At 54.1% G+C, this 18,485-nt stretch carries 11 protein-coding genes; 3 read left to right on the top strand and 8 right to left on the bottom strand.

Annotation, left to right across the window (positions count from 1 at the left end):
* Window positions 1-9: 9 nt before the first annotated feature.
* Entirely contained in the window at window positions 10-1,110 is a 1,101-nt protein-coding gene (locus EHV07_RS00540; RefSeq protein WP_147193837.1) for an efflux RND transporter periplasmic adaptor subunit, read from the bottom strand.
* A gap of 464 nt (window positions 1,111-1,574) precedes the next feature.
* Between EHV07_RS00540 and EHV07_RS00535 the strand changes: the two genes are divergently transcribed.
* Window positions 1,575-2,903, top strand: coding sequence for an MFS transporter (locus EHV07_RS00535; protein ID WP_147193834.1), 1,329 nt, complete (start codon window positions 1,575-1,577; stop codon window positions 2,901-2,903).
* A gap of 98 nt (window positions 2,904-3,001) precedes the next feature.
* On the opposite strand, the gene EHV07_RS00530 is transcribed toward EHV07_RS00535, so the two are convergent.
* Together EHV07_RS00530 and pdeH are read right to left on the bottom strand one after the other, a co-directional pair.
* Window positions 3,002-5,065 (bottom strand): AsmA family protein, encoded by a 2,064-nt coding sequence (locus EHV07_RS00530; protein ID WP_147193832.1) that lies wholly within the window; start codon window positions 5,063-5,065, stop codon window positions 3,002-3,004.
* Window positions 5,066-5,127: 62 nt separating this feature from the next.
* A complete protein-coding gene (gene pdeH, locus EHV07_RS00525; protein WP_147193829.1) occupies window positions 5,128-5,901 on the bottom strand; it encodes a cyclic-guanylate-specific phosphodiesterase in 774 nt (257 codons plus the stop codon).
* Between the two features lie 244 nt (window positions 5,902-6,145).
* On the opposite strand from pdeH, the gene EHV07_RS00520 reads away from it, so the two are divergent.
* Complete coding sequence (locus EHV07_RS00520; protein ID WP_147193825.1) at window positions 6,146-7,075, top strand: sugar kinase; 930 nt, start codon at window positions 6,146-6,148, stop codon at window positions 7,073-7,075.
* A 69-nt stretch (window positions 7,076-7,144) separates the two neighbouring features.
* Here the strand turns inward: EHV07_RS00520 and EHV07_RS00515 are convergent, their stop codons facing one another.
* Window positions 7,145-8,065, bottom strand: a complete 921-nt coding sequence (locus EHV07_RS00515) for an Rpn family recombination-promoting nuclease/putative transposase (protein WP_254446287.1) — start codon at window positions 8,063-8,065, stop codon at window positions 7,145-7,147.
* Between the two features lie 638 nt (window positions 8,066-8,703).
* Here EHV07_RS00515 and EHV07_RS00510 point away from each other — a divergent pair.
* Window positions 8,704-9,579 carry an alpha/beta hydrolase gene (locus tag EHV07_RS00510; protein WP_147193823.1) on the top strand — a complete coding sequence of 292 codons (876 nt, stop codon included), beginning with the start codon at window positions 8,704-8,706 and terminating at the stop codon, window positions 9,577-9,579.
* A gap of 50 nt (window positions 9,580-9,629) precedes the next feature.
* Here the strand turns inward: EHV07_RS00510 and EHV07_RS00505 are convergent, their stop codons facing one another.
* The 4 genes from EHV07_RS00505 to bcsC all read right to left on the bottom strand — a co-directional run bounded on the left by EHV07_RS00505 (window position 9,630) and on the right by bcsC (window position 18,482).
* Window positions 9,630-11,120: a pitrilysin family protein gene (locus tag EHV07_RS00505; protein ID WP_147193821.1), complete on the bottom strand. Its 1,491-nt coding sequence runs from the start codon at window positions 11,118-11,120 to the stop codon at window positions 9,630-9,632.
* A 231-nt stretch (window positions 11,121-11,351) separates the two neighbouring features.
* Window positions 11,352-12,638 (bottom strand): dicarboxylate/amino acid:cation symporter, encoded by a 1,287-nt coding sequence (locus tag EHV07_RS00495; protein WP_147193816.1) that lies wholly within the window; start codon window positions 12,636-12,638, stop codon window positions 11,352-11,354.
* A gap of 204 nt (window positions 12,639-12,842) precedes the next feature.
* Window positions 12,843-14,849, bottom strand: coding sequence for a biofilm formation regulator HmsP (gene hmsP / locus EHV07_RS00490; protein WP_147193814.1), 2,007 nt, complete (start codon window positions 14,847-14,849; stop codon window positions 12,843-12,845).
* Window positions 14,850-15,014: 165 nt separating this feature from the next.
* Window positions 15,015-18,482, bottom strand: a complete 3,468-nt coding sequence (bcsC, locus tag EHV07_RS00485) for a cellulose synthase complex outer membrane protein BcsC (protein WP_147200481.1) — start codon at window positions 18,480-18,482, stop codon at window positions 15,015-15,017.
* Window positions 18,483-18,485: the final 3 nt, after the last annotated feature.

Genomic DNA, 18,485 nt, shown 5'->3' with positions numbered 1-18,485 from the left:
TCCGGCTCCTTATGGCGCTTCGCCGATAACGACTTGCATACCTGGCCTGACACGCTGCATGCCAGCAACGATTACCTGGTCGCCTGCCTCAGCACCGGAAGTCGCCACATAGTGTTGCCCAATCTGGCCGCCAAGCGTAATGCGACTGCTTTCCACCCGCCGATCTTTGTTAACTTTCAGGATAAAGTAGCCGTCAGCATCCTGCTGTAGCGCGCTTGCCGGTAGCATCAGCCGATTCTTTTGCTGGGGCATAAGCTGCACGCTGACTACCCCGCCGGGCAGCAGCCGTTGTTGAGGATTCGCAAACTCCAGCTTCATCGCCACCGTTCCGGTATTGCTGTCGATAAAATTATCAAGCGAAACAAAATGACCGCTATAAGGATAGATTTCGCCGTTAGCCAGCAGTAACGTTGGCGTCAGCGCGTCGTTAGCCTTATGCAGATTGTTCTCCAGCGACTTTTGCGCCGTCAGGTAATCACGTTCGTTGACGGCAATCACTACGCGGATAGGATCGAGCTTTTTCAACGTGACCAGCTTGCCGTATGCCGGATTAATTAACGTGCCTTTATGCACGGTGCTGTGCCCAATTCGCCCGCTGATGGGCGCGACGATTTGCGTAAAATCGAGGTTAAGCCGTTCAGCCTGTAAACGAGCCTCCGCTTCTTTTAGCGTCGCCTGCGCCATATCGCGATTTGCCACCGCGTTGTCCAAATCGGCCTGGCTAACGGCAGTGCCGACCCCAAGCTGTCGCAGGCGATTGAGGTGTTGCCGGGCATTTTTTAACTGTGCGCTCGCGCTGTTAAGCAGAGCCTGGCAGCGCGCCAATTCCGCACGCTGCTGCGCCGCTTCAATTTCAAACAGCCGCTGCCCGGCACGAACATTTTCCCCATCCCGAAAAAAACGCTGAGAGACATAGCCTTCCGTCCTTGCCATCACCTCTATCGCTTCTGAGGCTTCAATTCTCCCCAGATAAACAGCGGGCTGTGCGACATTCTCCCGCGTCAGCCTGACGACGTTAACCACGGGGATATTTGCCGCTGGTAGCGACGTGCTGAACGCCAGGAGTAACGTGAAAAGAGGAAAAAGAGGGGAGAAATTTTTGCATGGCATCTCGGCAGAACCTTTTGGGAATCTCTGGGGAAAGTTGCCTGAGAGTCTATTTACTGCCGGAGAACGCGACCTGTTTTCGATCAGAGAAATCCCGAATGAAGAGACTAAACTCGCGTTGATTGAGGATTGATTTAGGCGGACGCAAGATTTTCTACTGACATGCTTTGTAACAGGGCGCAGGCATAACGGATATTGCTCTACGCATGGCGTAATCAGCTTAAAATCCGGTAGCGCGCACAAATATGACGCAAAAAAGCATTATTCCTCTTGTCAGTTCACTTTTTATTGGCCCTTTTTTAGTGATTCTCACTACGAATCAGATCATTCGTGCGGGTATCAGCCAGTGATTACCCCCTCTCACGAACGATCCTCTTTTATGCGCGATAGCCCGGGCTTTTCACCATTGAATGAGAAAGATCCTGTGCGTAAGATTCCTTTTCACGTATTACAAATAAGAAACAATTATGCCTGCCTCCATTGCTCCATCTCTCGACGCCGAAAAGGACACCACGCCCGTTAATTCACGCGGAAAAGTGTTGGTCGCTTCGCTGGTCGGTACCGCTATCGAATTTTTCGATTTCTATATTTATGCTACCGCTGCGGTCATTGTTTTCCCGCATATTTTCTTTCCCCAGGGCGATGCTACCGTTGCCACGCTACAGTCACTGGCAACCTTTGCTATTGCCTTTATCGCGCGCCCTATCGGCTCGGCGCTGTTTGGCCACTTTGGCGACCGGGTAGGCCGTAAAGCGACGCTGGTGGCGTCATTGCTTACCATGGGCATTTCCACGGTCCTAATCGGCTTGCTACCGGGCTATGAAACCATTGGCGTATTCGCACCGCTGCTGCTGGCACTGGCGCGTTTTGGTCAGGGGCTGGGGCTTGGGGGTGAGTGGGGCGGCGCGGCGCTGCTGGCTACTGAGAACGCCCCTGCGAAAAAGCGTGCGCTGTACGGTTCTTTCCCGCAGCTCGGCGCGCCAATCGGCTTCTTCTTTGCCAACGGGACTTTCCTGCTGCTCTCCTGGTTACTCACTGACGAGCAGTTTATGCAGTGGGGCTGGCGCGTTCCCTTTATTCTCTCTGCGGTCCTGGTACTGATCGGCCTGTATGTTCGCGTTTCGCTGAATGAATCGCCGGTGTTCGCCAAAGCGAAAAAGGAGAAGAAACAGGTAAAAGTGCCGATTGGCACGCTGCTGTCGAAGCATATGAAAGCGACCATTCTCGGCACCTTTATTATGCTGGCAACCTACACGCTGTTTTATATTATGACCGTTTACTCCATGACTTATGGCACAACGCCTGCACCAAATGGCCTTGGCTTCCCACGTAATACCATGCTGTGGATGCTGATGATGGCGGTCATTGGTTTTGGCGTAATGGTGCCGATCGCCGGCCTGCTGGCCGACCGCTTTGGTCGTCGCAAAACGATGATTGCGATCACGCTGATGATTATCGCTTTTGCTCTGGTGTTTCCGTTTATGCTGGGTTCCGGCAATCCGCTGCTGGTGATGGCGTTTCTGGTCTGCGGTTTGAGCGTGATGGGTTTGACGTTTGGCCCGATGGGTGCGCTGTTGCCGGAGCTATTCCCAACGGAAGTGCGTTATACCGGCGCATCGTTCTCTTACAACCTGTCGTCGATTCTGGGCGCTTCCGTCGCGCCTTATATCGCTACCTGGCTGGCCCATACGTATGGCCTGTTCTACGTCGGTATTTATCTGGCAGCCATGGCCTGTCTGACGCTGTTCGCGCTGCTGGCCAGCAAAGAAACACGCCACGAGTCGCTTTTCGATTAAGCCGGCTTTAGCAGTAAAAAAACCGGCTGAAAAGCCGGTTTTCTATTTTGCTTTTGCCTCAAACGCCGCATAAAACGTCCGATAGCGACGCCTTACGATCACTTTTTCTTCATATCCTGAAGCACGTTTACGCACTGATTCTGCTCGTTATCGCTTGGCGAAATCAGCGCCAGTAGCGCAGCAGCAGGCGCAACGACGGCCCCCAGCGCCACCGCTGCTGCACCACGTGCAAGTAACGGCCCGGCTTTGACACCCGCGTCTGGATTTTTGAAGGTGCCGCGCACGTACAGCGGCGAGCGCAGCGTAATAATGCGCACGCCCTTGCTTTCGGGATTGATCGAGAGGTCCATCCGTTCGTTGGCAAAATTCGTCGTGCCGCTGATGTTGATTACCGCGTTTTCAGTATCAAAAACAAACAGCTTGCTGGAGGCGACGCCGTTAGCCACATTCAGATCCGCAGCCGCACAGTTGATACGCACTTCATCATCACCAAACAATTTCCCAACTACGTAATTACCCACGTTCAACCCGACGATTTCCATCAGGCTGCGGCTGATCACGCCATCGTTCATCAGCATTTTTACCTGACCATCGCTGGTTGCCAGAATATCCGCCACCGAGTTACCGGTTCCCTTTAGCGTGGCATCGCCGTTGATTTGTCCCATGCTGTTTTGCATTGCACTTACGCCGCTAAACAGCTGTTTCAGTTTTAGATTTCTGGCATGGAGATCGGCGCGAGCGCGCATCGGCGTCCGGTCGCCTTCCATATGAATCGTTGAGTTAAGATTACCGCCTGCCACGCCAAAGCGCAGCGGATCGAGTAGCAAGTCGCCATTTTTCAGGATCAGATGCGTGTAGAGATCGCTAAGCGGCAGAGAATTACTGTGCTCAATGCGTTTGCCGCTGAATTTAACGTCGGCATCCATCACGTCCCAGTTTTTAGTATCAAACTTGTCATGAGGCAGTACGCGATCGGAAGGCTGGCTGGCCGCATCGCCGCGTTTGGCTTTGGCCTGCTCGGTTTTTTCACTGCCTTTACCTGACTTCACCCCAATCAGCGGGCCTAAATCCGCCATGCGCAGCTGACGCGATTCCAGCGAGCCGGTTAATTTAGGACGTGGTTTGCTTTGGGTATAGGTCATTGAGCCATGGATATCGCTATCGCCGATGTGCCCGTTAAAGTTGTTATAGCGGAATTCCGGGCCGCCTTTCTGCTGGAAGCGAGCAATCAGATGCCCATCGGTTTCGTAAGGTGGCGTATCCGGCAGCAGAATACCGGTCAAACCGTACAGGTTAGCGAGCGTATCACCGGAAAAGCGCAGGCGAATATCCAGCCCGCCCAGATTCATCGGATCCTGAAGACTGCCCGCAACCTGCACGCGTGTTGTGCCGTTGCGCACATCTGCTTGTATTGGAAAAGGATTGGTTTTGCTGCGTAATGAGAGCATGCCGCCAATTTTACCGTCGCCGGTCAGCTTCTCATCGTTATAGGTCCCGCTCGCCTTCCAGCCAAAAACAAAGTCCGAAGCGCCCTTCTGGCTCGCGTCATCTTTACTGCCCGCCACCTGCGCATAAGGGACAGGCTTGCCCAGCGGATCGACGGTAACCTTAACATCCGCTTTGTTAATTGCATCGCGGTACGCTATTAGCCCACGGTCGAACAGGATGTTATCCAGACGGAAAGACCAGGCTGATGGCGCCTGTTCAGGCTGAGCCGCGTCGCTGGCCGCCAGATCAAAGGTCCAGTTGTTTTTAGCATCCGCGGTTTGAATAAGCCTGGCATCTGGCTGCTGTAGTTTGATCCAGGGAATAAAGACTTCTTTATGCAGCAGTGCCAGCGGCGCCAGTGTGGCATCCACGCGCTGCAAATGAACCATCGTGATATCATCAATTGCAGGCGGATTGCCCAGCATAATATCTTGAGCATGGACGTGCGGCCATGGCACCCAGCTGCGCCAGCCGGGTTCATCACGATTGCGCTCCCAGGCGACGCCTAAATCGCCACGAATGGCGAATGGACGATTCAGCTCAGTTGAGACTTTCTGGTTGATGGTTGGCTTAAGGCGGTTCCAGTCAAACGTGGCGATCACAATGACCACTATCACAACCAACAACAAAAAAATCCCGACAATCCAGCTAATTACTTTTCCCGTACGCGACATTCCTCATCTCCTTGCTCGCTTCGGCTTTCTGTTAAAGATAGTCGAGAGAACAGGAAACGGCATCACGCCAGAGTGAGCGGCAGCGACTCTAACTGATCAAAAGGCATGGGCCGGGCGAAATAGTATCCCTGAGCGGCACAAGCGTAAGAGTTCTGCACCTGATTCCACTCTTCGAGGGTTTCAACGCCTTCGACAATAACGCCTTTACAATAACGATTGATCAGCGCCAGCAGCATGTTAAACAGGTTGCGGCCTTCTTCTGATTTTCTCAGCAGAATAAACAGTTCGCGCGCCAGCTTAATGTAGTCGTACTTTAATTCCGACAGCGCTGAAAAATTGGCCATGCCTGAGCCAAAGTCATCCAGCCACAGCGGGCCCAGTTCCGGAACCCTCGCAATTAGCGCTTCCTGCGGCAGGCTTTGATGCTCCACAAGTTCAAAGCGAACCCACGGGCAACGGGCGATTAACTGGCGAATAGTCGGATCGTGCTCCACTGCCTGTAGCGTTGGACCATCAATATTGACGGAGGCCACCACGTTCGCCGCGGTCAATTTTGGCTGCCACGTCTCTAACAGTTCAAGCTGTTCGTAAATGATTTTTAGCCGTTCTACCGGCTCCAGCGCAGCAAAATAGGCTTCCGGCGATAACCTCTGACTCGGTGCGGACGGGTGATGAACCGCGGTGAGCAACTCAATTGCCATCAGGCTGCCGGTTACCCGGTAGATAGGCTGGAACGTATAAATGCGCTGACATTGCTGCCAGTACAGGCGTTCTTCTTGCTGTTCATGAACAACAATTGAGGGAGGAAGCCGGTGACTGACATTCTTCAGCACCATGGTGTGTTCCTTTGTTAGATGTTCCAATCGGGGCTCCCGTGCACTCAGTATCGGCATTCTGTTGCATAACTTTATGGCGAAAATTCATCACAATAGCGGTGGCATCATTAAGCTTTATTTCAGCTGAAAACGTTTTTTGCAGCTAAAAAAGCTGCGCTTTATAAAAATAAAACAGCGTTTTAAAATATTGACTCAAACCCTCTGCACAGCGAGACTAGAGCAAAAATGTAACGGGTTGATGACCATGACAACGAAAAATATCGCCGTTATTGGCGAATGTATGATCGAACTTTCCCAGAGAGAAACCGGCCTGAGCCGCGGCTTTGGTGGTGATACGTTGAATACCGCCGTTTATATTGCCCGACAGGTCGCTGACCAGCTTAGCGTCCATTATGTCACCGCGTTAGGGACAGACAGTTTCAGCAGTGAAATGCTTGCCGCCTGGCAGCAGGAAAAGGTGCAAACCGCGCTCATTCAACGCATGGAGGATAAGCTGCCAGGTTTATACGTCATCGAAACCGATGCACGCGGTGAGCGGACGTTTTACTACTGGCGAAACGATGCCGCTGCGCGTTTCTGGCTGGAAAGCGAAGGTGCTAAAGAAATCTGTCAGCAGCTGGCCAGCTTTGATTATCTCTACCTGAGCGGTATCAGCCTTGCCATTCTTAGTCCGCAAAGCAGAGAAAAACTGCTGGCGTTGCTGGCTGACTGTCGACAGCGTGGCGGGAAAATCATTTTCGACAATAATTACCGTCCACGGCTGTGGGCTTCGGTAAAAGAGAGTCAGGACGCTTACCAACGGATGCTGGCGCATACGGATATCGCTTTTTTGACGCTGGATGATGAAACCTTGCTCTGGGGCGAAGCGAAGTTGAGTCAGGTTATCGGCCGCACGCATGCCGCTGGCGTTAGTGAGGTGGTGATTAAACGGGGCGCTGAATCTTGTCTGATATCTTTAGTCGGGGAAGCGGTCGTCGAGGTGCCTGCCATAACATTACCCGCCGCCAGCGTGGTCGATACAACCGCCGCCGGGGATTCGTTTAGCGCGGGCTATCTGGCAGTACGCCTCAGCGGCGGCAGCGCTTCAGAGGCGGCGCAGCGCGGTCATCTGACGGCCAGTACGGTTATTCAGCATCGCGGCGCTATCATTCCGCTGACGGCAATGCCGCAGTAGCTGCCATGAAGCGATCCACAGCGCTGCAAAGGTGTGGCGCTGTCATGGTTTTCCACGCCCGCAGCTAAATCAGTGCTGAAATTGTGCTAATTCTTTTTCAGATAAGCCGGTAACTTCTTTAACCATATTACGATCGAGACCTTTTTTTAACATCGTAAAGGCTATTTTGAGCGCTTCTTCCTTACGGCCTTTTTCCATGCCCTTTTCAATGCCCTTTTCAATGCCCTTCTGTTCCAGCTGTTGTGCAATGGTCATCAGTTCATCTCCATGTGGTGGCACCCGATGTGCCAGTTCGCGAACAAAGGTACCCGCATCCGCCGTTTCGCCTGCCTGCGCGATATAGTTTACCAGCGATATTACCTGCTGGCGGGTAAGTTGACCAGCCATCAGAAGCGTGACCAGCCGGTCCATAAGCTTCGCCAGATCGCGTTGATGAATATGTTTTTGCAACAACGTCAGCGCAGCCATACGACGGTGCTGCATGATCTCATCATCAGGGATCACGGTAATATCAACCAGAGAAAAACCACTACAATAGAGCCGTTTCGCCATCTGAGGATTGTCAAACGCCTGTAGCCAGTTCATGGGATAGGGGTATGGACTGCGCTTACCGGTGTAGAAAAGCATTGGAATGACCAGCGGCAGCTGTTTATGTCCTGCATCAAGATGGCGCTGCATGGCCGCAATCGCATAACGCATCAGCCTGAATGCCATATGCCTGTCGGGACTGCTCTGATGTTCAATAAGCACGTGAATGTAGCTTTCGCCGCTCAGCGTTTGCAGACTGTAGAGCACGTCGCTGTAATAAGGCCGTAAATCATCCTCAACAAAGCTACCCGACTCCAGGTGAAGCGTGTTCAGATCGCACAGCGTCCGTAGTTCCTGCGGCAAATGCAGTTCCATAAAATCTCTGGCCGTCTCCAGATTACTCAGAAACAGCCTGAAGGTAGCGTCGTGGGGTGTTGGTAACGTTTTTTCTTTCTTCATCATCCCTGCCTCAGAATAATAATCCAGCCTGATTGGGCTTATGCTCTGGATTTCTCCCTTATCCCTGGGAGAACAGAAGCCGGACTGTACAGTGGAAAAACGTATTATGAAACAAAGTAAATAATGCTTTGCGAGCCAGCTCGCTGCAATTAATGCATTATTCCTCTTGAGTTGCATTAAACTCTGATATGTGCAGAAAATTCTCCATCTTCCTTCCTTATTATCGTTACAGAGCGAGCCAATACAGGCACGGCTAATAGCATGGACAGCTGAACCCGGGTTGTTATGACAAATTTGAGAAAAGTCAGAATATTTGACTTATTAAATTAAAACCGGCGGGCCATTAACCTTAGCCCCTCACGCAGCCTTCATCGCACACAGAAAAGCAACCTGTTGATTAAATTAATAAAATTTCAATCACTCTTATTTTTAAACGCGTTTCTGATAATGAAAGCTACGCTGACTAATGATGTTAAAATTGGACCCTGGACAAAGTCTGAAACTGCGCTGGATTGACGTTAAATACTGGACGCCATCTTTATAAATCGGCAATGCTGCGGTTATTACAGCGGGAAGAATAATAGTACCGGTTATTTTTCGGGCTCGCCTATACTTTAAAATAATGATAAGCAGGAATGCCTATGAAAACTGAAATTGTTAATATCTGGCCACAAGGCGAGGCGCCTGGCGCCAGTGATTCGCGGGCGCGTCCGCAAATTATCGACCTGGCGAAAGAATATGAGCCTTTTGACCGTGCTGCTTCCGGCGTTCGCTGTCCCGAGCTGGCTTTCTGGTATCCCGAGACGTCTAACGGCGTGACGCTGCTGGTGGCACCAGGCGGCGGCTTTGAACGCATTATGATCGATAAAGAAGGGAGCGCGCTGGCGATGTTTTTTACCGCCATGGGCTACACGCTGGCGGTCATGACCTACCGTTTCCCGCAGGATGGACACCATGAAGCGGCCGATGCGCCGCTGGCGGATGCGCAACGGGCAGTACGCGTATTACGTCATCGGGCGGCACGTGGGTTGAATGGCAAACGTATTGTCATGATGGGTTTTTCGGCTGGTGGACATGTCGCGGCCAGCGTCGGCACCCGCTTCGCGGAGAAACTCTATCCGGTGCAGGACATTGCCGATTCACTGGCTGCCCGGCCTGATGCGCTGGTGCTGCTCTATCCGGTAATCAGCATGCGTGAAGGGCTGGCTCATGCAGGCTCGCGGCTGCGTTTATTAGGCGAGCATCCCACCCAACGAGAAATTGATGGGTATTCAATGGAAACCCGCGTCACGGATCAAACGCCACAAACGTTATTGATCCATGCAGTTAATGATGAATCTGTACCGATTAACAACAGTATGGTGATGTTTAGCGCGCTCAGAGAACATGGTGTTCCCAGTGAACTGCACTTCTATGAGAAAGGCGGGCACGGCTTTGGCATTCGCAACGTTGCCGATCTGCCCCTGGCAAGCTGGCCAATGTTGGTCAATGAGTGGCTGCGCGCCCGTGTGTGGTGAAGGCACGAAATAAACGGCCCCGGTATCCTGCTGAATACCGGGGCGCGCGGTCAGTTCTGTGATGCGGGAATATCAGAGACTTCCGGCTTGATTTCATCCACCGTCGGGACAGTTTCTGCGGCAGGAGCCATGATCTTTTGCCAGCTGTCATGCAGGGTCTGCACATTGGTTTCTGCTTCGCCCTGCGGCTGCATCAGTACCATGGTGAGATCCTGCGACAGCTGCTGCTTCAGTTCCTGATTCATCATTTGCAGCGTCAGCGCCGACAGAAAACCCTGACGCAGTTTCTGATACTGTTCAGGCGCAATATCCACTACGGCATTTTGTTGCGAACGCAAACGCTGGTTCATCAGCACATCGGTATTGGTGCGCGCATAAGTTGCAAACAGCTTGTTTAATTCAGCGGTTTTTTGCGCCATCAGCGCATCAAACTCTTCCTGCGGCAGACCGTTATCACGGATATTGGCCATCTCATGCGCCACCAGGCTAAGGTTGCTGGCTAACGACGAGTTGTCCGCATCCAGATTAATCGTACACTGCGCACGCTGATAAAGTACCCGGCAGTCAAAACCGACCTGCACTTTCTGCGCTTTGTTATCGCTCAACACACGCTGAACATGCCAGAACAGCGCCTCACGGGCCAGGTCACTCTGCCAGTAGCGCAGCAGGTTTTGCGAGTCACGAATGGGTTGCCATGGGTTATCCCACACCAGCGACAGGCGATCCTGGCTGAGATTGTCGCTCGCCAGGTTAATCGGCTGTTGTGGTAGAGGAGAAAGCGTAGGTACCGGTGACGGCACGTCTCGTTTCCCCTGTAGCGGCGAGAAAGTTTTATTGATTTGCTCGACCAGGCCCCGCCCTTCAACGTTGCCGACCACAAACAGCGTCATGGCATCAGGCGTATACCACTGTTTATAAAACGCATTAAGCTTTTCAAGATCGACCGGCACGCTGACTGGCGCAAGAGGATCATGCCCCAACAGCGTTGAACCTTTCAGGCGATAGCGCCACCACAGATCGTGCGGGTTACCTGGCCAGGTCGCGATAGGATCGTCCGCGTTCAGCGCCGTATTTACCGTCTGTTCGTTGATTGCCATGTCGCCAACGGTGGCCGCCAGCCAGTTCATGGCTTCTTTCAGCACTTCAGGGCGGTTATTGGGCAGGCTAAGCGTATAGAGCGTGTAATCGTAAGACGTGACGGCCGGCGGCTGCGGGCGATCCGGATTGATGCTTTGCTGCCACAGCGCGCGCTGCTGGGCGGTATCAAGCTTCGCGTTATGCACCAAAGCTAAACGCGGTAATAAATGGCTGTATCCCGTCTGCTGGGTATTTTCCTCCAGCGAACCGGCATCAACCAGCAGGCGGACTTCAACGCGGTCGCTGGGACGCTGTGGCGTTGTCAACACCTGCCAGCGAAAGCCATTATCCAGCTTTCCCTGCTGCCAGGCGGGATCGGGTTGGAGTGTTTCAGCCTGCACAGTACTGCTGACAATCGCCAGCAAAATTCCACCAACTAAATAACCCATTCTGGTGCCCTGCATGTGAACCCCTACTCAATCACAAACCAAAAAAAATCACTGGTGATCTACGGCCTGCTGCACACGCAGGGAAGCCGCTATTTTAGGACGGACAGCTTCTTAGACCACACGACGGCGGGGATGTCCCACCGGAAAGTGAAAAATGACGAAAAACGTTGGGGGTTATTATGCAAATGCCCGCCGTGAGGGCAAGTCACGGCGGGCATTTGAAGGGATATTTACTGATTTAACGGCTTAAAGCTGATTTTCAGACAGCTTTTTTGGCTTTTTACCCGCGTTCAGCGTCTGTTTTAGCTGTTTCTCATCCAGCTGATCGACCCATTTTGCTACCACGATGGTCGCGACGCCGTTGCCAACCAGGTTGGTGAGCGCACGCGCCTCGGACATAAAACGGTCGATGCCGAGAATCAACGCCAGGCCCGCCACCGGTAAATGACCGACGGCGGAGAGCGTCGCGGCCAGCACGATAAACCCGCTCCCGGTGACGCCCGCTGCGCCTTTTGACGACAGCAACAGCACAACCAACAGCGTAATCTGATGCAGGATATCCATATGCGCATTGGTGGCCTGAGCGATAAACACCGCCGCCATCGTCAGATAAATTGAGGTGCCGTCCAGGTTGAACGAATAACCGGTTGGGATAACCAGACCCACAACGGATTTTTTGCAGCCCAGCTTCTCCATCTTATCCAGCATGCGTGGCAGCGCGGATTCAGAGGAGGACGTTCCCAGCACGATTAGCAGTTCTTCTTTGATATAGGCAATAAATTTAAAGATATTAAAGCCGGTGACGCGGGCGATCAGCCCGAGCACCACCACCACGAACAGCAGGCAGGTGATGTAGAAGCAAATAATCAACTGACCCAGCTGGACCAGCGAGCCGACGCCATATTTACCAATGGTAAAGGCCATGGCACCAAAGGCACCGATCGGCGCCAGGCGCATGATCATATTGATAATACCGAAGATGACTCTGGAGAAGCTGTCGATAAAGTTAAAGACCAGCGTGCCCTTGTCGCCCATGCGGTGCAGCGCAAAGCCAAACAGAATGGCAAACAGCAGCACCTGAAGAATATTGCCGCTGGCGAAGGCGCCGATCACGCTGCCAGGAATAATATCCAGCAGAAAAGCGACAATACCCTGCTGCTCAGCCTGCTGTGCATATACCGCCACGGCTTTCGCATCCAGGGTGGCAGGATCGACGTTCATCCCTGCGCCAGGCTGAAGAACGTTGACCACCACCAGCCCAATAATCAGGGCGATCGTACTGACAACTTCAAAATAGAGCAGCGCCACTGCGCCCGTCCGGCCAACGGCCTTCATGCTTTCCATGCCCGCAATGCCGGTCACGACGGTGCAAAAGATAACCGGCGCGATAATCATTTTAATTAGCTTAACGAAAGCGTCGCCCAGCGGTTTCATCTGAGCACCCAGCTCGGGATAAAAGTGACCCAGCAGGACGCCGACAGCGATAGCGGTTAATACCTGAAAATAGAGGCTTTTAAACAGGGAAGTTTTCATAAAATATCCGTTACGGCCTGGATGGCGGGTGACATTGCTGTTGTTATAGTCAACATGAGGGCAAAAAATAACACCCCATTAACGGGATTGATATAACCTCATATCTATTACCAACAGGCAGCATGCGATTTTATGAGCTGAATCACTTCAGCCGCTGCACTGACGGCAACGAACTGAAGGAGAGGAGGATAAAGCAGGCGAGTTTTATGCCTGAGCGCTTTCCGTAAAGTACCGATCGTTGAAGGCGTCAACCGACAGCGCTTCAGAATAAAGATAGCCCTGACCGATGCGGATGCCGCGCGCCAGCAGCCAGTCGCGCTGTTCGCTGGTTTCCACGCCTTCAGCAATCACTTCCAGTTTGATAATGCCGGCAATCGCCGCCACGATGCGTACCATCGTATCGTCGTCAGGCAATTCGCACACAAAGCTGCGATCCATCTTCAGCTTGCTAACCGGCAACGATTTAAACTGGCTGAGCCAGTTCAGGTTCGCGTAGCCCATGCCAAAATCGTCAAGGGCGATCGAAACGCCAACCTGCTGCAACTCTTTTAACAAACGCAGCGCCAGCTCCGGCTCGCCTATCTGCGCCGTTTCCGTAATTTCCAACATCAGGCTACCCGGACAAATTTGATGGCGCTGAATCAACGCCTGGACATGCGCCACCATGTCCGGCTCACGTAATTGGGTTGCCGAGATATTAACGCTCAGCGGCAGTTTAATTCCCCGCTTCTGCCAGGCTGCCAGCACGCGGCAGGATTCTTCCAGCACCCAGCGTCCCAGTGAACCCATTACGCCAATCTCTTCTGCATTGACAATGAGCTCTTCAGGCAGACTCCAGCTGCCGTCGGGCATGCGCATGCGCAGCAACGCTTCTGCGCCCGCCAGCTCACCGGTTTGCATATCGACCTGCGGCTGAAGGAACAGTGAGAACTGCTCGTCAGCCAGCCCCTGTAAAATATCGTGTTCCTGCGTCAGGCGTTTATGCGCCCGCTCCATCATGGCCGGGTCGAAGAACAGGATCTGATTTTTTCCCTGATGCCGTGCCGACATCATTGCCGACGCAGCGCGGCTCAGAAAATCCTGCGCAGACAGATGTTCATCATTACGCTGCGCCAGCCCGATGCTGATATTCGGTCGCAGCTGCATCTGTTGCAGCGCTACCGGCTGGTTCAGTCGCAGCATCAGCAAGCGCGCCAGCCGCATCGCGCGAAACGGATTGTTAGCCCGCTTCACTAACAGTACCAGGTCGCTGCCGGACAGTTGGCCGACCAGCGTATGGGTATCAATGCAATTACGAATTTTATCCAGCAGCGTCAACAACAGCGCGTCGCGCTGCTCATCAGTCACCACGCCGTTGGCTTCCTGCAAGGTTTCAATGCGCAGCACCATCACCGTGAAAGAATCGTCGTGCCCCACCGTTTGCAGGTGCTGTTCTAACAGCGCCAGGAACAGAGCTTTGTTAGGCAAATTGGTCAGCGCAACACGCGTGGTTAACCGGCTCATTTCATCATGCACCGTTTCCACAATCTGCTGCTGGTAGTTATAGCTGCGAATGAGCATGCCCAGTTCGTCATCGCGATGCCGGTCGGGTAGCGCCAGCTGATGACCGATCGCTTCCTGCGGCGGCAGATCGTGCAGCTCTTTAGCAATGCGGCGCAGCGGACGCACGATCAGTTTATTAATACACCAGCTAATGGCGACCGAGAGGATCAGCGCCAGCAGCAAATAGGTGGTCACCATGGTGGAAAGCGCACTCAGGATAAACTGGTACACCCGCCACGAATCAGCCTGTAACACAAGCCAGGCCAGCGGTTTAGGATTCGCAGGTTCAACAGAGTAAAGCGGCACGGAGATTTGTACCGGCAGTTCAAAAATCCGGGCGATCAGTTTTGGCACCGGCCTTTCCGGCTCAAAATCGCTGTGTAATGCCTGTAATCCGTTAGGCAGAACGACTTCCGCCCGGGCAAGAATACCCGCTGGCTTCAGCGAGTCGAGAATGCGCCCGGCCTGGCGAATATCGGCTTTCAGCACCGACTGCGACAGCGGCTGGCGCACGGTATGCGCGATATTTTCCATCTGCTGGGCATAGTCTATCCTGCGCTGCTGCACAAAATGGAAAAGCTGAATCACGATAAAAATACAGATGGTGACCACCGCAACGCCTGATACCGTCGCCATCTGCTTTATCGTTAACGAACGACTAACGCGCAAGCCTGTTCTCCGCAAAACTGAATGCTGCCACGGACGGGCAGCAAAAACAGCCCTGAGTATATCGTATGAGGGCCGCTTGTTAAGCTATGACGTATTGCATGCTGCGGATTAAGGCTTTTCCGAGGGTCATTATCCATTTTTCGCGACGAAACGGCGCAATTTACACTATTTCCAGTCAGCGTATGGCGTTAAAGGCTGGAGTGGCAGATCCAAATCACCCTCCCAGCCCGCCATCGAATAGCGCACATAGAGCATCCCGTGGCTCGGGGTGTAATCTTTCGCTTGCTGAATATCCACGCCTAAACCCAGCGTCCAGTGCGCACTGAGCCGTCGTTCGATCGCCGCCTGTAGCGTATAGCCGAAACCGCTGCTGCTGCTGTCACTGCCCGCAGGGTTATCGCTGGTTAACGCGCCAAAATTCAGGGGATAACGTGACTGGCCGCGCGTTTTCGTATGGGACCAGGAAACCGAACCGCCGACATCCCACGACCAGTTTTCCGTGCGCTGGCGGTAAGTTAACGGCACCGACAGTGACTTATAGCTCTGGGGGCTGTAATAACCGCCCTGGCCAAGCGAATAGTCACTCAGATCCCGCTCGTAGTGCCAAAGCATACCGTTCAGGCCGATAGTGGCACGCCGATTGCCTTCATTAATCAGCTTATAGTAATAGCCCGCCATCAAACGCTCACGGGAGTTATCTTTGACGTTTTCGCCGGTGATCTGATGGGCGCTGATATCCGCCCAGACGCCGTTGGCATTGCCTTTATCGTAGCTAAGACCCACGCTGCCGCCGGTCGCAATGACGCCGCCGAAGGTTTTGCCGCTGGCCGTATTCGGATCGCGCGTGCCGGCATAGGCCAGCAGCGAACTGGAGATTGGGCGGCGGGAAGCGGTCAGGGATACGCCAATGTCTTTCATTGCCGTATTCCAGGTGAATCCCCCGACCCAGTTGGTGACGGTAAAGCCCAGCGGCGTGGTGCCTATATCAGCAGACCATTTCTCGCTGTTATAACCGACGCCGATACTGGTGCCGTTCTGGTGCTGACGGAAATCCCGGTTACATACGGCATCGTCGTTGGCGCAGGTGCCAAAGTTCTCTTCGCTGTTGCCGCTGCTGTTGCGGGCGAAAGTCCCTGCGGAAAGATCAACGTTATCCAGTCGGAAAATACCGGTGCCCGCCGCGATCGGGGTTTTAGCCTCCAGCATGGTGGTATGCGCAGTAAAATCAGAAATACCGCCAGTACCTTTATTTCTGCCGTAGTTTTCTTCCATCGTGAGCGTGGTGTCCTGCTGACGGGCCAGATCGGCGGCATCACTGCGGATCCCACGCTTCAGCCAGTCATCAAAGCTGTTATTGCGGGTCAGGCGTGTGTAATCAATGTAACCTTTTGGCGGCGTGGTGGTTATCCCGCTGGCAAGCATCGCCTGTTGATAATCGAGCTGGGCGGCGGCGGACTGGCCCTGGCTGGCTTCAAGCCGGGCAGCGTCGCGAAAAACCAGCGCGCTACTTTGCGAGGGGCTTTCTTTGACGGCTTTCGGCTTCAGGAGAGCGAAAATGGCAGCAGCGCGGCCCGGCTCATCAACGCCCTGTTCGGCATTGGCCACGCGCCGTCCGCTATTCACGCTCTCATCTGCCACAGCCGCAGGCAACGCTTTCAGCCGCTCTTTGGCTTCGGGTAGCGCCTTTAACGCAATCAGCGCTTCGATTTCGCCCAGCCGGGCGTCGTTATTCTGCGGGTCTTTGGCACCCACGTCGCGATAACGTTGCAGCGCCTGTTCCGTGTCGCCGCGCTCCATTGCCCAGTCGGCTTCCGTCAACGCAATACGCGATGAAGGGGGAAGCTGGTTGAGCAACGCTACGGCCTGATCTTCCTGGCCGCTGGCACGCAGCGTATTTGCCTTAGCGATAGCGGCATCCGTCTCCAGACGAGCATTAAGATCTTTTATATTGCTGTCCCACTTTTCAGCAGGTAAGGCATGAAGCTGCTGGAGGGCAGCCTCTGCACGGTCGCTGCTGGAGAGATAAAGCGCCTGGGCATAAACCTGCGTTACCACCCCAGGCTGCTGTCGGGCCATGGCCGCCATCTGTTGATCGGCGGCCTGAAGCTGGCCCGCCTGACGCAGGGCACCGGCCAGGCGATAATTCAGCCAGACATCATCCGGGGCGCCCTGCTGTGCCTCGCGATACCGATCCGCAGCCTGCTGCCAGCGGCCCGCCGCAGCCAGCTTATCCCCTTCGCTACTTAGCGTGCTGCTGCGCAGGCTGGACAACGTAGTGCCCAGCGCGCGTTTCTGCGAAGCGGGCAAACCGTTAATAAACGCCATCGCTTTTTCCGGCGACTGCTGTTGATAAATGCCCACCAGCCGCTGGATTGCCGTGGTATTGTCCGGATCGATGCGTAGCGCCTGGCGGAACATCATCTCTGCGGCGGCGGCATTTTGTTGTGCCAGCGCCACATCACCTAACCCAATCAGGGCATAGCCGTCGCTGCTATCCAGCTCACGGGCCTGTTGGTAGCTGCGGGTCGCCCCTTTGCTGTCGCCTGCCGCCAGCGCTTTATCGCCTGCCGCAATAGCCAGCCAGTACTGATTCGACTTTTGCAGGCTCCGCCACTTATCGATATCGGTGCCTTGTGCATCTGCCTCGATCGCGCGCTGGAAATAGCCCGCTGCCGCTTCGCGGTTATTTGCTCGCGCCAGCGCCTGCCCCATCGCCCCCAACAGATCGGCATCGTTCGGACTGGCCTGTAAAGCCGCCCGAAGTGCAGGAATCGCTGCGGAACTTTCCCCTTTGTCGATCAGCGCTAAACCACGCAGACGCTGCTGGTAAGCCGGATCCGCCAGCATTTTTTCCTGCCGTTCCAGCTCAGCCTGACCATCCGTCTGCGGTTTATCACTGGAGAAGGTCACCAGATAATTTTTTAACTGCGCCACGGTTTCTGGCGTGACCGGTTGTGATTTGATGTCGCTAAGCCATAGCTCGGCAGCCTGATTACGGCCAGCCGGATCGGCCGCCACCGCCTGCAACTGTTTAAGTGCGGCGGCCCGATTGTTCTGGCTGAGCTGCATTTGCGCAATGGCCATTTTGACGTTGATGCTACCTGGCGCATCGCGATCCAGTGCTTCAAGTTGTGTCAGTGCCGGGCCTTCCTGTCCAGGCAGGCGAGCCACCAGCCGCCAGTATTCCAGCGCGATGTCGTTGGAAGGAAAAACGCCATGAAACAGCGTGTCCCATGCCGCGCGAGCTTCGACCAGATGACCGGCCGTTGCCAGCAGTCTTGCCTGTTGCAACTGCTGCCGCCCGCTGTCGGAAACCAGCATCAGACTGGCCTCAGCCTGATGCGTCGCTGCGGCATCCGGCGCGATTTTTTTTAGCGCATTCAGCTGCTCCTGCGCTTTCGCCTGCTGTCCCTGACGCAGAGACAGCCGAATTTGTGCCGCCAGGACCTGAGGATTGTTGGGCGCAATTTTTTCCAGCCGGTAGAGCGACTGGCTGACCAGATCGGTTTTATTGGTCGCTTCACCGACCCGCACCTGCTGGAGCAACCAGTCAACCGGTGCCACTTCGGCCGGCGCCGCCAGCGCCGCACTGCTTAACGGCAGCAACAGCGCGGGCAGGATCAGGTTATGCAGCGG

It is taken from the genome of Pantoea sp. CCBC3-3-1 (assembly GCF_007981265.1).
Classification (GTDB): Bacteria; Pseudomonadota; Gammaproteobacteria; order Enterobacterales; family Enterobacteriaceae; genus Erwinia.
Note: the sequence above shows the minus strand (reverse complement) of the source record. Positions and strands in the feature narration are given on the sequence as shown.

Coding starts and splice junctions, on each gene's coding strand:
- EHV07_RS00540 (WP_147193837.1), bottom strand. CDS start 1,110: ATGCCATGCAAAAATTTCTCCCCTCTTTTTCCTCTTTTCACGTTACTC.
- EHV07_RS00535 (WP_147193834.1), top strand. CDS start 1,575: ATGCCTGCCTCCATTGCTCCATCTCTCGACGCCGAAAAGGACACCACG.
- EHV07_RS00530 (WP_147193832.1), bottom strand. CDS start 5,065: ATGTCGCGTACGGGAAAAGTAATTAGCTGGATTGTCGGGATTTTTTTG.
- pdeH (WP_147193829.1), bottom strand. CDS start 5,901: ATGGTGCTGAAGAATGTCAGTCACCGGCTTCCTCCCTCAATTGTTGTT.
- EHV07_RS00520 (WP_147193825.1), top strand. CDS start 6,146: ATGACAACGAAAAATATCGCCGTTATTGGCGAATGTATGATCGAACTT.
- EHV07_RS00515 (WP_254446287.1), bottom strand. CDS start 8,065: ATGATGAAGAAAGAAAAAACGTTACCAACACCCCACGACGCTACCTTC.
- EHV07_RS00510 (WP_147193823.1), top strand. CDS start 8,704: ATGAAAACTGAAATTGTTAATATCTGGCCACAAGGCGAGGCGCCTGGC.
- EHV07_RS00505 (WP_147193821.1), bottom strand. CDS start 11,120: ATGCAGGGCACCAGAATGGGTTATTTAGTTGGTGGAATTTTGCTGGCG.
- EHV07_RS00495 (WP_147193816.1), bottom strand. CDS start 12,638: ATGAAAACTTCCCTGTTTAAAAGCCTCTATTTTCAGGTATTAACCGCT.